This window comes from Amycolatopsis sp. ATCC 39116, from assembly GCF_000231075.2.
GTDB lineage: Bacteria > Actinomycetota > Actinomycetes > Mycobacteriales > Pseudonocardiaceae > Amycolatopsis_E > Amycolatopsis_E tucumanensis.
In genome coordinates, this window is sequence record NZ_AFWY03000009.1 from 1 (window position 1) to 13,477 (window position 13,477).

The 13,477-nt window shown below is 72.5% G+C and carries 13 protein-coding genes and 1 pseudogene; 8 read left to right on the forward strand and 6 right to left on the reverse strand.

Annotated features, from left to right (window positions below; genetic code table 11):
• Positions 1-862 (forward strand): annotated as a pseudogene (locus tag AMY39116_RS42760) (hypothetical protein); the annotation flags it as partial.
• A 75-nt stretch (positions 863-937) separates the two neighbouring features.
• Here the strand turns inward: AMY39116_RS42760 and AMY39116_RS0312890 are convergent.
• Positions 938-2,074: an AAA family ATPase gene (locus tag AMY39116_RS0312890; RefSeq protein ID WP_020418071.1), complete on the reverse strand. Its 1,137-nt coding sequence runs from the start codon at positions 2,072-2,074 to the stop codon at positions 938-940.
• A gap of 9 nt (positions 2,075-2,083) precedes the next feature.
• A complete protein-coding gene (locus AMY39116_RS0312895; RefSeq protein ID WP_020418072.1) occupies positions 2,084-2,731 on the reverse strand; it encodes a pyridoxamine 5'-phosphate oxidase family protein in 648 nt (215 codons plus the stop codon).
• Positions 2,732-2,802: 71 nt separating this feature from the next.
• On the opposite strand from AMY39116_RS0312895, the gene AMY39116_RS0312900 reads away from it, so the two are divergent.
• On the forward strand, positions 2,803-4,173 hold the full coding sequence (locus tag AMY39116_RS0312900) for a PLP-dependent aminotransferase family protein (RefSeq protein WP_020418073.1): 1,371 nt from the start codon (positions 2,803-2,805) through the stop codon (positions 4,171-4,173).
• A gap of 36 nt (positions 4,174-4,209) precedes the next feature.
• Positions 4,210-5,295 (forward strand): D-alanine--D-alanine ligase family protein, encoded by a 1,086-nt coding sequence (locus AMY39116_RS0312905; protein ID WP_039791466.1) that lies wholly within the window; start codon positions 4,210-4,212, stop codon positions 5,293-5,295.
• A 187-nt stretch (positions 5,296-5,482) separates the two neighbouring features.
• Here AMY39116_RS0312905 and AMY39116_RS0312910 read toward each other — a convergent pair whose 3' ends face one another.
• A complete protein-coding gene (locus AMY39116_RS0312910; protein WP_020418075.1) occupies positions 5,483-6,016 on the reverse strand; it encodes a DUF3515 domain-containing protein in 534 nt (177 codons plus the stop codon).
• A gap of 3 nt (positions 6,017-6,019) precedes the next feature.
• Positions 6,020-6,253: an Lrp/AsnC ligand binding domain-containing protein gene (locus tag AMY39116_RS0312915; RefSeq protein WP_017987495.1), complete on the reverse strand. Its 234-nt coding sequence runs from the start codon at positions 6,251-6,253 to the stop codon at positions 6,020-6,022.
• Between the two features lie 109 nt (positions 6,254-6,362).
• Between AMY39116_RS0312915 and AMY39116_RS0312920 the strand changes: the two genes are divergently transcribed.
• Genes AMY39116_RS0312920 through AMY39116_RS0312930 form a run of 3 tightly spaced genes read left to right on the forward strand, consistent with a single transcriptional unit; the run spans position 6,363 to position 8,330 of the window.
• Complete coding sequence (locus AMY39116_RS0312920) at positions 6,363-7,331, forward strand: thiamine-phosphate kinase (RefSeq protein WP_027935868.1); 969 nt, start codon at positions 6,363-6,365, stop codon at positions 7,329-7,331.
• A 20-nt stretch (positions 7,332-7,351) separates the two neighbouring features.
• Positions 7,352-7,831: a GNAT family N-acetyltransferase gene (locus AMY39116_RS0312925; RefSeq protein WP_027935869.1), complete on the forward strand. Its 480-nt coding sequence runs from the start codon at positions 7,352-7,354 to the stop codon at positions 7,829-7,831.
• Positions 7,809-8,330: a gamma carbonic anhydrase family protein gene (locus tag AMY39116_RS0312930; RefSeq protein WP_017987498.1), complete on the forward strand. Its 522-nt coding sequence runs from the start codon at positions 7,809-7,811 to the stop codon at positions 8,328-8,330. The genes AMY39116_RS0312925 and AMY39116_RS0312930 overlap by 23 nt, the downstream gene beginning before the upstream one ends.
• 241 nt (positions 8,331-8,571) lie before the next feature.
• On the opposite strand, the gene AMY39116_RS0312935 is transcribed toward AMY39116_RS0312930, so the two are convergent.
• On the reverse strand, positions 8,572-9,249 hold the full coding sequence (locus tag AMY39116_RS0312935; protein ID WP_027935870.1) for a uracil-DNA glycosylase: 678 nt from the start codon (positions 9,247-9,249) through the stop codon (positions 8,572-8,574).
• A 142-nt stretch (positions 9,250-9,391) separates the two neighbouring features.
• A complete protein-coding gene (gene rpmB, locus AMY39116_RS0312940) occupies positions 9,392-9,583 on the reverse strand; it encodes a 50S ribosomal protein L28 (protein ID WP_017987500.1) in 192 nt (63 codons plus the stop codon).
• Between the two features lie 135 nt (positions 9,584-9,718).
• Between rpmB and AMY39116_RS0312945 the strand changes: the two genes are divergently transcribed.
• Complete coding sequence (locus tag AMY39116_RS0312945) at positions 9,719-11,305, forward strand: DAK2 domain-containing protein (RefSeq protein WP_020418079.1); 1,587 nt, start codon at positions 9,719-9,721, stop codon at positions 11,303-11,305.
• Positions 11,306-11,309: 4 nt separating this feature from the next.
• Entirely contained in the window at positions 11,310-13,463 is a 2,154-nt protein-coding gene (gene recG / locus AMY39116_RS0312950) for an ATP-dependent DNA helicase RecG (RefSeq protein WP_020418080.1), read from the forward strand.
• Positions 13,464-13,477 lie beyond the last annotated feature (14 nt).

The window sequence follows — 13,477 nt, forward strand, 5'->3', positions numbered from 1 at the left end:
GAATGGTCCCAAGTTGAACGACCCGCCGGCGGCTCCGGTTGTGGGGCCGAAGCCTGCGGATACGGCGGCCGTGTCGGGTGGGCCGAAGCTGAACGATCCGTTGCCGACCCCGGCTCCGGTGCCGAAGCCTGCGGATGTGCCGCCGGTGTCCAGTGGGCCGAAGCTGGACGATGCCGTCACGACTTCGTCCGCCGCACCGAAGCCTGCTGACCCACCGCCCTCGCCGGTGTCGGGTGGGCCGAAGCTCAACGATCCCGCTCCGGCGCCCAAGCCTGCGGATGTGCAGCCGGTGCCCGTGCCGCCGAAGCTGGACACCCCCGCCACGGCTTCGCCGAAGCCGACCGACAACGCGCCCGGTTCGCCGAAGCCGACGGACAACGCGCCTGGTTCGCCGAAGCCGACGGACAACGCGTCTGGCTCGCCGAAGCCCACGGATCAGTCCCAGCCCGGCGGTTCGAACCAGTCAGGCAACAACCAGTCGGGCAACAACCAAGCGGGCAACAACCAGCCGGGCACCAACAACCAGTCCGGCGACAACACACCGGGCGGCAACCAGTCGACCCCGGATCCCACGCGCCACCGCTTGTCCGAGCAGATGTCGCAGGCCATCAAGAACGAGCTGGCCAAGATCGAGGGCGTCACGCCCGAGACGCTGGCCAAGTTCGACAAGATCAGCAACTTCTCGGTCGCCCAGCTGGGCAAGCTGTTCGGCGAAGAGGGCGCCGCGAAGTTCGAGCAGGCCATCAAGTACATGACGGACCCGTGGTTCGGCTACCGCGGCCTGGCAGGCAAGACGATCATCGACATGATCAAGGGCGTCCCGACGAGCGTCGGCAACGTCACCGGCGGCGACGACGAATGACCGGCGGCCCCGCGCTCCGCAGCCGGCGGAGCGCGGGGCTCACCGCGGGGCTCACCGCGGGGCTCACCGCGGGGCTCACCGCTTCGGCCAGTGCCAGGCGGGCCGGTCCAGCCTGCCCTGCCCGGCGAGGACCGTCGCGCCGAACTCTTTTTCCAGCTCCAGCACCGCGGCCTCCGGCGCGATCGCCGACAACGCGTGCACCAGCGGCCGCGCGTGCGACACCACGATGAGCTGCGTGCGTGCCTTGGCGATCAGCGCGGCCAGCGCAGGCAACAGGTCCGGGTGCAGGCTCGTCTCGGGTTCGTTCAGCACCAGCAGTTCCGGCGGCCGGGGACTCAGCAACGCCGCCACCCACAACAGGTAGCGCAACGTCCCGTCCGACAACTCCGCCGCCCCCAGCGGGCGCAGCAACCCGTGCTGGTGGAACCGCAGCCGCAGCAACCCGTCGACCGCCTCGACCTCCACTCGCGACCGCGGGAAAGCGTCGGACACCGCCTCGGCTAGGGCTTTGTCGTCGCCGAACTCCTGGATCGTCCGCAGCGCCGCGGCCAGGTCGCCGCCGTCGTGGTCGAGCACCGGGGTGCGGGTGCCGATCCGGTCCTGCCGCGCGGGCGCGCCGGCGTCGGTGCGGAACTGGTCGTAGAACCGCCACGACCGCAGCCGTTCCCGCACCACCAGCAGCTCCGGGCAGGCCCACGGATCGGCCAGTTCGCTCAGCATGCTGTCGGTCAGTCCGATGCGTGAACTCGCCGCCCACGCGCCCGAGTCGTCCCGCACGCGCACCGCCGGACCCGCCCGGTCGGCGAGCAACGCCGACGGCCGCAGCACCGGCCCGCGCCACAGACACTCCCGTTTGAACTCCGGGTCGAGGTTGAAGACCGTCTCTCCCGGCACTGGCAGACCGAAGTCCAGCGCGTAGCCGAACTCATCACCTGCGAACCCGAGCCGCAACGCCACTCGCTTCGTCCGCACGGTGCCTTGCACGGACTTGCCGACCGACTCCGGCCCAGCCCACAGCGTCGACGGCAACCCGCCTTCCCGGGCCAGCGCGGCGACCGCGCCGTTCCGCCCGGCATCGGCGAGCAAGCGCAGCGCGCGGTACAGGTTGGACTTCCCGGTGCCGTTGACGCCGGTGACGACCGTCAGCCGGGACAACGGCAGCACCAGGTCCCGCAACGAGCGGTAGTTCTCGACGGCGAGGGTGGTCAGCACACCCCGACGCTACCCACGCGCACGCACGTGCGGCGGGATCGGCGCACCCGCGGGCATGTACGCGGCCGGGATGGGCTCGCCGAAGGTGGTCTGGACCGGCACGACCCCGGCCCAGATCTCGTGGCTGTCCATGTCCTCCGGGTCGTCGATCGGTTCGCCGGCGCGGATCTTCACCGACGCCTCCGCGAGATCCAGCGCCAGCACCGAAACCGACGCCAGCTCCTTCGCGTTCACCGCCCGCGCGTGGTCCCACGAGCCCGGCGTGAGGTGCTCGGTCACGACGTGCAGCCCGTGCATCTTCTCCTCGCCCGTCACCAGGCGCGCGGTTCCGTGCACCACCGCGCTGCGGTAGTTCATCGAGTGGTTGTTGAGCGAGCGCGCGTAGACCAGACCGTCGAGCAGCGTGACCGTGACGCAGACGTCGATGCCGGTGGCCGCCGCGCGCAGGTTCCCGGCGCCCGTCGAGCCGTGGAAGTACAGGGTGTCGCCGTCGCGGCCGTAGCCGGTTGGCAGCACGACGGGGGAGCCGTTCAGCACGAGACCGAGGTGGCAGATCAGGCCGTCGTCGAGCACCTCGTACAGGCGCTCGCGATCGGTGGCCGCGCGGTCCTTCTTGCGGGTCAGAGTGCTGCGCGGGGTCGGCGAGAGCGTGGTCATGACTTCAGTCTCGAGCGTATAGTGGACTCCTGGTAGATCCACATTCGAGGAAAAACGAAAGGCCACTTCCGGTGTCCCAGCCCGCGACCGCGCTGCCCGTCGCCCTCGACCGCGAGGCCGCGACGCCGCTGGCCGTGCAGCTCGCCGACGCCCTGCGCGAGGCGGCGTCGACCGGTCATCTGCGCGGCGGCGACCGCCTGCCGTCCACCCGGGCCCTCGCCGCGCGGCTGGGCGTCAGCCGCACCGTCACCTCCGCCGCCTACGAGCAACTGCACGCCGAAGGCTGGATCACCGGGCGGCACGGTTCCGGCACCTACGTCACCACCTCACCACCCAGCGACCGGCCCGTCCACCGCGTCGTCCCGGGAGATGTGACGGAACCGGAGGAGCTGCTCGACCTCACCCCGGGCACGCCGTGGGCGGCGGGCATCGACCGGGCCGCGTGGCGCCGGGCCTGGCGCGCCGCCGCCGACACGCCACCGCTGACCAGCGCGCACCGCGCCGGGCTGCCGGAATACCGGGCGGCGATCGCCGAGCACCTGCTGCGCCACCGCGGGCTCGCGGTCGGCACCGATTCGGTGCTGGCGACCGGCGGCACCACGGCCGCGGTGTTCGAGCTGGCCGGGGCCGTCTTCCGCGCCGGGGACACCGTCGCGGTCGAGGAGCCGGGTTACCAGCGGGCGGTGGAGGCGTTCCTGAGCGCCGGGCTGAAGGTGGTCGGCGTGCCGGTCGACGGCGAGGGCCTGCGCACCGACGCGATCCCGGCCGGCGTGCGCGGGGTCTACTGCTCGCCCGCGCACCAGTACCCGATGGGGTCGCGGCTGAACGCGGCCCGCCGGGTGGAACTCGTCGAGCGGGCACGCGCCGAGAACATGCTCATCATCGAGGACGACTACGACGGCGAGCTGCGGTTCGACGTCGCGCCGCTGCCGCTGCTCGCCGCGCTCGCGCCGGACGTCGTGGTGCACCTCGGCACCACCAGCAAGATCCTCACGCCCACCCTCGGCGCGGGGTGGATGGTCGCGCCGGGCGCGGTCACCTCGTCCGTGCTGGGACACCGCGACCGCACCGGAACGCGCCCGTCCCCTGCGGGTCAGCGGGTGCTCGTCGAACTCGCGCGGCACGGCGACCTGGGCCGTCACCTGCGGAAACTGCGACGCGAGTTGTCCGAGCGGCGGGTGCTGCTGGTGTCGGCGCTGCGGGAAGCCGGAATCCCGGTGCTGGGCGACGACGCGGGTGCGCACCTGGTGGTGCCGTTCCCGTCGCCGGAGGTGGAGCGGGAACGCCTGGCGGCAGGCCGGGTGCGGGGAATCCGCCTGGACGGGCTGGCGCGGCACTTCGCCGGCACGCCGACGGCTTTCGGCGTGGCGATCGGTTACGCGGGCTGTTCGCGGGAGGCGCTCAGCGGCGCGCTGGACACGCTGGTGGGTTTACTGCGCTGATCGGATCGGGGCAAGAGCCCGGTAGGGTGACGGCCCATGAGGAAGACGCGGGTGGCCGTGGTGTTCGGCGGCCGGAGCACCGAGCACACCATCTCGTGCCTGTCGGCGGGCAGCGTGCTGGCGCACCTGGACCGCGACCGCTTCGAGGTCGTGCCCATCGGGATCACCCGCGAGGGCGGCTGGGTGCTGGGCACCGCCGACCCGAAGAGCCTCACCATCCAGAACCGGCAGCTGCCCTCGGTCGACGGCGGCCAGTCGCTGGTGCTGGCCGGCGACCCGACGCGGCGCGAGCTGGTCGTCACCGACCCCGGCGCCGAGGCGCTCGGCGGGGTCGACGTCGTCTTCCCCGTGCTGCACGGCGCCTTCGGCGAGGACGGCACGCTGCAGGGGCTGCTGGAGATGGCCGGGATCCCGTACGTGGGGCCGGGCGTGCTCGCCAGCGCCGCCGCGATGGACAAGGGCTACGCGAAGAAGCTGCTCGCCGCGGAGGGGCTGCCGGTCGGCCGCTACGTGGAGCTGCGCCGTGGTCAGTCCACTCTGGACGAAGCTGACCGGGAGCGGCTGGGGTTGCCGGTGTTCGTGAAGCCGTCGCGGGCCGGGTCGTCGATCGGCATCAGCAAGGTGACCGACTGGGCCGACCTGGACGCGGCGATCGCCCTGGCGCGCGAGACGGACCCGAAGGTGCTGGTCGAGGCGGCCGTGCCCGGGCGCGAGGTCGAGTGCGGCGTGCTGGAGTTCCCGGACGGCCGGGTGGAGGCGTCGCTGCCTGCCGAGGTGCGCGTGCTCTCCGACGACGAGTCCGCCTGGTACGACTTCGAGACGAAGTACATCGGCGAGGACGCGGAGCTGGACATCCCCGCCAAGCTGGACGATTCGGTCACCGAGAAGCTGCGCGCGCAGGCGGTGAAGGCGTTCGAGGCGCTGGACTGCCAGGGCCTGGCGCGGGTGGACTTCTTCGTGGGCCCGAACGGCGAGCTGACCGTGAACGAGGTCAACACCATGCCCGGCTTCACGTCGACCTCGGCGTACCCGAAGATGTGGCAGGTCACCGGCGTCGACTACCGCACACTGCTGACGACGCTGATCGACACGGCGCTGGCGCGGGGCACCGGGCTGCGCTGACCCCGCAGGGGGTGGACCGGCCTACTGGGCGCGGCCGCTGGTCGTGGCGGGCCGGCGCCGCACTTGGGCGGCTGCGCCGGAAGCACAGGTACGTAACCCGGCGCAGGCGGAGGCTCAGAAGCGCAGCGACACTGCGGGCAGCGTGGCTGCCACGGCGGCTGCACCGCCGCCCTCCAGGGCCGCGCCGTCAGAAGCGCAGCGGCACGGCGGGCAGCGTGGCCGCCACGGTGTCCGAGATCTGCTGCAGCGGCCCGGTCCCCGCGGAGTCCGGCACCGTCAGCGCGACGTACACCGCCCGGTCCACCACGTACCACGTCGACGAACCCGGCCCCTCGACCGGCAGCCACTGCACGCCGCTGACCACGCGCAACTGGCTGGTCGGCGTCAGCTCCGGCGGTTTGCCCAGCCCGCAGCGCAACACGATCGACTCTGGCGACCCCCACGCGACCGTCGCCTCCGGGGCGGGCTCCGCGATCGTCCGGCGCGGCAGCGCGGTGCCCTTCGAGTCCAGCTGCGCGGGCATCGCCGGGATCAGCTGCGCGCACTCGGCCGAACCGGCCTGCGGCGCGTCCACCGGCACGAGCGCCAGCGGGCCCTCGCCGTCGCCGGAATCGCGCATCATCAGCCCGATGACCGCGACCCCGGCGGCCAGCACGACCACCAGCACGGCCGCGACCACGAGCCGCGCCCGCGGCGGAGCCCCGGTCTCGGTGTCCGCCATCGCTTACAGGTGCACCACGGGGCAGGTCAGCGTGCGGGTGATGCCCTCGACGCCCTGCACCTTCGCGACCACGAGCTGCCCGAGCTGGTCGACGTTGTCCGCCTCGGCGCGGACGATGACGTCGTAGGGACCGGTCACATCCTCGGAACTGGTGACGCCGGGGATCCCGGCGATCTCCGCGGCGACCGCGGCGGCCTTGCCGACTTCGGTCTGGATGAGGATGTATGCGTGGACCACGGCGCGCCCCTTCGTCTCCGGCGTCTAACTCAAGGTAGGAACGTGGTCAGAACCTACCGCACGGACCACGAATCTAGGTCATCCGACTATCGAGCGACCGAGGTGACGCATGTCAACCCACCAGGCATCCGACTCCGGCACGGTCGCCGGAATGGGTGAGTTCGGCCTCATCCGCGCCGTCACCGAGAACCGAAGACAACCCGCACCCACCCTCCTCGGCCCCGGCGACGACGCCGCCGTCGTCGCCGCGCCGGACGGACGGGTCGTCGCCACCACCGACGTCCTGGTGCAGGGCGTGCACTTCCGGCTGGACTGGTCCACTCCGGACCAGGTCGGGCGCAAGGCGGTCGCGGAGAACTTCGCCGACGTGGCCGCGATGGGCGCGGTGCCCACAGCCGTCCTCGTCGGGCTCGCCTGCCCGCCGGACACCCCCGCGAAGGTGGTCCGGGAACTCAGCGACGGCCTGTGGGCGGAAGCACAACGCGCCGGGGCGGGGGTCGTCGGCGGTGACATGGTGCGCGCGGACCAGCTGGTGGTGAGCATCACCGCCCTGGGCGACCTGCAGGGACGTGAACCGGTGACGCGCTCCGGCGCGCGGCCGGGTGACATCGTGGCCGTGTCCGGGCGGCTCGGCTGGGCCGCGGCCGGCCTGGCCACCCTCGGCCGCGGGTTCCGCTCACCGGTCGCGGTCGTCAACGCCCAGCGCGCGCCGGAACCCGACTACGCCGCCGGGCCCGCGGCCGCGATCGCCGGCGCCACGGCGATGATCGACGTCTCGGACGGCCTCCTTGCCGACCTCGGGCACATCGCCGAGGCGTCGGGCGTCGGCATCGACGTCCGGACCGAGCACCTGGAGGTCGACCGGAAACTCGTCGACGTCGGCACCGCGCTGGGCGCGGACCCGCTGACCTGGGTGCTGACCGGCGGCGAGGACCACGCGCTGGTCGCGACGTTCCCGTCGTTCGCCGACCTGCCCGAAGGCTGGCGGCGGATCGGCGCGGTCACGATGGCGGACTCGGGCGTGACGGTCGACGGTGAGGAGTACCACGGCGAAAGTGGCTGGGAGCACTGGCGCTGAGCCCGTTACGGTGACCCGTTGTGGACCTTCGCGTGGTTGCCTACGACGATCCGGACGCGGTCAAGCTGATCGCCGCCGTGCAGCAGGAGTACGTCCTGCGCTACGGCGAAACGGACGCCACCCCGGTCGATCCGGCCGAGTTCGCGCCGCCGCTGGGGTTGTTCGTCGTCGCTTACCTGGACGGGGAGCCGGTCGCCTGCGGCGGCTGGCGCGTCCGCGGTGACGACGAGGCCGAGCTGAAGCGGATGTACGTCGCGGACGCCGCGCGGGGCAAGGGTTTCGCGCGTGCCGTGCTGGCGGAGCTGGAGCGGACGGCGCTCGCCGCGGGGCGCAGGCGGCTGGTGCTGGAGACCGGGCTGAAGCAGCCGGAGGCGATCGCGTTGTACCGGTCGTCGGGCTACACGGACGTGCCGGCGTTCGGCCACTACCGGGACGATCCGCTCTCGGTGTACCTGGGCAAGGACTTGGAGGGTTCGCGTGGCGATCTACGCGCTCGGTGAGCTGACCCCGTCGATCCACCCCACGGCGTTCGTGCACCCGGACGCCACGGTGATCGGCGACGTGCGGATCGGGCCGAACGCGTCGGTGTGGCCGCAGACCGTGCTGCGCGGCGACAACGGCTACATCGAGATCGGCGAGCGGTCCAACGTGCAGGACGGGTGCGTGCTGCACTGCACCGCCCAGGACCCGACGGTCCTCGGCCCGTCGTCGGCGATCGGGCACGCGGTGCACGTCGAGGGCGCGCGGATCGGCAGCGGGTGCCTGATCGCGTCGGGTTCGGTGGTGCTCAACGGAAGCGTCATCGAGGACGGCGCGATGGTCGGCGCCGGGGCGGTGCTGTCGTACTCTTCGCACGTGCCGTCCGGGCACATCGCGCTCGGCGTGCCCGCCAAGGTGCGGGAGAACAAGTCCTTCGGGCCGGAGAAGATCCAGCGCGTGGTGGACGGGTACGTCGAGCGGGCGCAGTGGTTCCGCGGCGCGCTGCGGAGAATCGACTAGGGCGGCGCACGACGGCGCGGCCCGGCAGCACGGGAGCCGCAGGCGCGAACACGGCGGCGGCGCCCTGTTGTGACTGCTGGGCGGGGAGCTTCGAGCGCTTCGCCGAGGGTCGGCGCCGTCCGGGGTCGCCGTCCGTGCGGTCGTCGTTTCTGGGCGGCGCGGCACGGGAGCCGCGGCTGCGAGCGGGGCTGTGGCTGCCTCGGCCCGCGGCTGCCACGCAAGGGCTGCGCCGCGTCTGCGGCTAGGGCAGCTTCCAGTCGACCGGCTCGGCGCCCTGCCGCTGGAGCAGTTCGTTCGCGCGGCTGAACGGCTTCGAGCCGAAGAAGCCGTTGCGCGCGGACAGCGGGCTCGGGTGCACCGACTCGATGCACGGCACTCCGCCGAGCAGCGGCTTCAGGCTGCGCGCGTTGCTGCCCCACAGGATCGCCACCATCGGCTTGCCGCGGGCGGCCAGCGCCTTGATCGCCTGCTCGGTGACCTCTTCCCAGCCCTTGCCCTTGTGCGAGTTGGGCGAACCGGGCCGCACGGTCAGCGACCTGTTGAGCAGCAGCACGCCCTGCTCGGTCCACGGCGTCAGGTCACCGTTGGACGGCGTGGGGTAGCCCAGGTCGTCGCAGTATTCCTGGTAGATGTTGATCAGGCTTTTCGGCAGCGGCCGCACGTCCGGGGCCACCGCGAAGCACAGGCCGATCGGGTGGCTGGGCGTCGGGTACGGGTCCTGGCCGACGATCAGCACCTTGACGTCGTCGAAGGGCTGCTGGAAGGCCCGCAGCACGTGCTCGCCGGCGGGCAGGTACCGGCGGCCGGCGGCGATCTCCGCACGCAGGAACTCGCCCATCGCGGCGATGCGGTCCGCCACCGGGTCCAGCGCCTTGGCCCATCCCGCTTCGACGATCTCGTGCAAGGGTTTCGCTGCCACGGCGGCGTACTTTAGCGGCACCCCGGGGGTCCAGGGGGCTTGCCCCCGGCGGGGGTGCGGGGGTTCGACCCCCGAAAGACACCGAGGCGCGAAAAAACGGCGAGCGCTCTACGCGAGCACTCGCCGTCCTGGGCTTCGCGTCTCAGCCGCGAACGACCTTGCCGGCCTTCAGGCACGAGGTGCAGACGTTCAGCCGCTTGCGCTGGGACACGCCGATCTTGGCGTGCACAGTCTGGATGTTCGGGTTCCAGCGGCGGTTGGTACGCCGGTGGGAGTGCGAGACGGACTTGCCGAAGCCCGGTCCCTTGCCACAGACGTCGCACACGGCAGCCACGTCGAACTCCTTTGACGATCAGGGAAGACAAAACACGCCCGGCGCGGGCCGGACACTCGGACCATAGTAAACGACGGCTGTTCGCCGTCCCGCGACCGGGTCGCTACCCTGGCCTGACCAGGGAGGAGGTCGGCGGTGCGGGCTCTGGACGAGCATGCCATCACAGCGTGGGCGGCGGCCTGCGTGCACAGCCTGGAAGTGCTGTGCCCGGCCATCAACGGCATCAACGTCTACCCGGTCGCCGACTCCGACACCGGCTCCAACCTGCTGCACACGATGTCCGGCGCACACGCCCGCCTGACGGCCGAACCGGACACGGACAGTGCGGCCAAGGCACTCTCCGTGCTCGCCCGTGGCGCCGTCCTCGCCGCGCGCGGCAACTCCGGCGTCATCCTCTCCCAGGTCCTCCGCGGGCTCGCCGAAACCGCGGGCACCGTCCCCGAGCTGGACGGGCCGTCACTGGCGAAGGCCTTCGCGAACGCGCACCGCGCGGCCACCGACGCCGTCGCGCGCCCGGTGCAGGGCACGATGCTCAGCGTCCTGCAGGCCGTTGCCCAGGCGGTCACGGACCCCGGCGACCTCACCGACGTCGTGGCGATCGCCGCGAAGGCCGCCTCCGAGGCCCTCGAACAGACCCCGCACCAGCTGCCGGTCCTGGCCGCGGCCGGGGTCGTGGACGCGGGCGCACGCGGGCTCGTCGCGGTCTTCGACGCGCTGGCCGGCGTGGTCACCGGCACCGAGACCCAGATCTCGCACTCCTGCGAGGCCCACGCCCACACCGAACCGGACGCGGAGCAGGCCCCGTACGCGTGGGAGGTCATGTACCTGCTGGAAGGCGTCGCCGACGCGGACGTCCCGGTCCTGCGCCGCACGCTGTCCGGCCTCGGCGACAGCGTCACCGTGGCCGGGGACGGCAGCGGGGCACACGCGGTCCACGTGCACTGCGCGGACATCGGCGCCGCCATCGAGGCCGGTCTCCGCGCCGGCCGCCCCAGCGGCATCCGCGTCGAACCGCTGATCACCCCGACCCCGATCGAGCCGCCGTCCGGGCCGGACCGCGCGGTGGTCGCGGTCGTGCACGGCGAGGAGCTGGCGGAGCTGCTGCGCGAGGAGGGCTTCGCGGTGCTCGCGGTGCCGGACCACGCCACCCCGAGCGTCGAGGAGATGCTCGGCCTGATCACCGAGCGTGCGGCCGGTCACATCACCGTCCTCGCCGGCGGGGAGAGCCTGACCAGGGCCGCCGACGACGCCGCCGGCCACCCGATGATCGGCGACCGGGACGTGGTGGTCATCCCGTGCGCGTCCCCGGTCCAGGTGCTGTCCGCGCTGGCCGTGCACGACGCCGGGCGCCGCGCGAACGACGACGTCGTGGCCATGGCCGAGGCCGCCGCGGCGACCCGGCGTGGCGAGCTCGTGGTCGCCGCCGAGGAGTCGATAACCTGGGTGGGACTGGCCCACGCCGGTGACCTGATCGGCTTCGTCGACGGCGAGGTCGTGCTCGTCGAACCGGCAGGCGCCGAGCCCGCCGAGGCCGCGATGGGCGTGCTGAACCGGATGCTGGCCGTCGGCGGCGAGCTGGTCACCGTGCTGACCGGCACCGCGGCGCCGTCCGGCCTGACCGGCGAGCTGCGGGAGCGGTTGCGGGCCGAGCGACCGGAGGTGGAGTTCGTGGATTACCCCGGCGGCCAGGCCGATGCCGTGCTGCTGATCGGTGTGGAGTGAACGCGTGACCGGACTGCGTGACAAGCTGCCCCCGCTGCTGGGCGCCAAGACCGCGAAGGCGCTCGCCGAGTCGCTGGACATCCACACCGTCGCCGACCTGCTGCGGCACTACCCGCGCCGGTACGCCGAACGCGGCGAGCTGACGAACATCGCCGGTCTGGAGATCGGCGAGCACGCGACCGTGATGGCGCGCGTCGAGAAGGTCAACCTGCGCCGCATGCGCAACAAGCCGGGGCACATCCTGGAGCTGGTCATCACCGACGGCCAGCGACGGCTGTCGTGCGCGTTCTTCGGCCGCCCGCACCAGCACGAGCGGCAGCTGCGGCTGGGTCGCACCGGGTTGTTCGCGGGCAAGGTCACCGCGTTCCGCAACACGCTGCAGCTGGCCAACCCCGAGTACCAGATGCTCGACGGCGACGACGACAGCGCGATGGACGACTTCGTCGGCGCGATCATCCCGGTCTACCCGGCGGCGGCCGGGATGCCGTCGTGGTCGATCGCGCGGTGCGTCCGCCAGGTGCTCGACACGCTGGAACGCGAAGAGGACCCGATGCCGCGCGAGCTGCTCGACAGCCGCGGCCTGATGGACCTGTTCGACGCGCTGCACAACATCCACCGCCCCAAGGACCACGACGCGCTGGAGGCCGCGCGGGAGCGGCTGAAGTGGGACGAGGCCATGGCGGTGCAGCTGATCTTCGCGCAGCGCCGGTTCTCCGCGGTGTCGCGGCCGGCGCCCGCCTGCGCGCGCACGACGGACGGCCTGCTCGACGCCTTCGACCAACGGCTGCCGTTCGAGCTGACCGAAGGCCAGCGCGCGGTGGGCGAGGACATCGCCGCCGACCTGTCCGGCGAGCACCCGATGAACCGGTTGCTGCAGGGCGAGGTCGGCAGCGGCAAGACGGTCGTGGCGCTGCGGGCGATGCTGCAGGTGGTCGACTCCGGCCGCCAGGCCGCGATGCTCGCGCCCACCGAGGTGCTCGCCGCGCAGCACGCCCGGTCGCTGCGCGAGATGCTCGGCGACCTCGGCCAGGCGGGGGAGCTGGGCGCGGCGGAGAACGCGACGAAGGTGACGCTGCTGACCGGGTCGATGTCGACGAAGGAACGCAAGCAGGCGCTGCTGGACACCGCGAGCGGCGCGGCCGGGATCGTCGTCGGCACGCACGCGCTGATCCAGGACACGGTGTCGTTCGCCGACCTCGGGCTCGTGGTGGTCGACGAGCAGCACCGGTTCGGCGTCGAGCAGCGGGACGCGCTGCGCTCCCGCGCGGCCAACGGCGGCAGCCCGCACGTGCTGGTCATGACCGCCACGCCGATCCCGCGCACGGTCGCGATGACGGTGTACGGCGACCTGGAGACCTCCGCGCTGCGGCACATGCCGGTCGGCCGGTCGCCGATCAAGACGAGCGTCGTGCCGGTGGCGGAGAAGCCGGCGTGGCTGGACCGCGCCTGGCAGCGGCTGGTCGAGGAGGTCCGCAAGGGACACCAGGCCTACGTGGTGTGCCCGCGGATCGGCGACGAGCCCGCGTCGAACAACAGCGACCGCCGCCCGCCGCTGGCGGTGCTCGACGTCGCCGCCGAGCTGGAGAACGGTCCGCTGTCGGAGCTGCGGCTCGGGATCCTGCACGGGCGGATGCCGCCCGACGAGAAGGACGCCGTGATGCGCGCGTTCGCCGCGGGCAAGCTGGACGTGCTGGTCGCGACCACGGTGATCGAGGTCGGCGTGAACGTCCCGAACGCGACGATGATGGTGATCATGGACGCCGATCGGTTCGGGGTCAGCCAGCTGCACCAGCTGCGCGGCCGGGTGGGCCGGGGCAGCGTGCCCGGATTGTGCCTGCTGGTCACCGAGACGCTGGACGGCACTGCGACGCGGGAGCGGCTGGCCGCGGTGGAGTCCACAACGGACGGCTTCGAACTGTCCCGGTTGGACCTGGAGCTGCGGCGCGAGGGCGACATCCTGGGCGCGGCGCAGTCCGGCAAGCGGTCCGGGCTGAAGCTGCTGTCGTTGCTGCGGGACGAGGACGTGATCGCGGCCGCGCGGGAGCGGGCGCAGGAGATCGTGGGCGGTGACCCGGCGCTGGAGCGGCATCCCGGGCTGGCGCACATGGTGTCCGACCTGGTCGACTCCGAGCGCGCGGAGTACCTGGAGAAGACCTGACGCACGATCGGGCG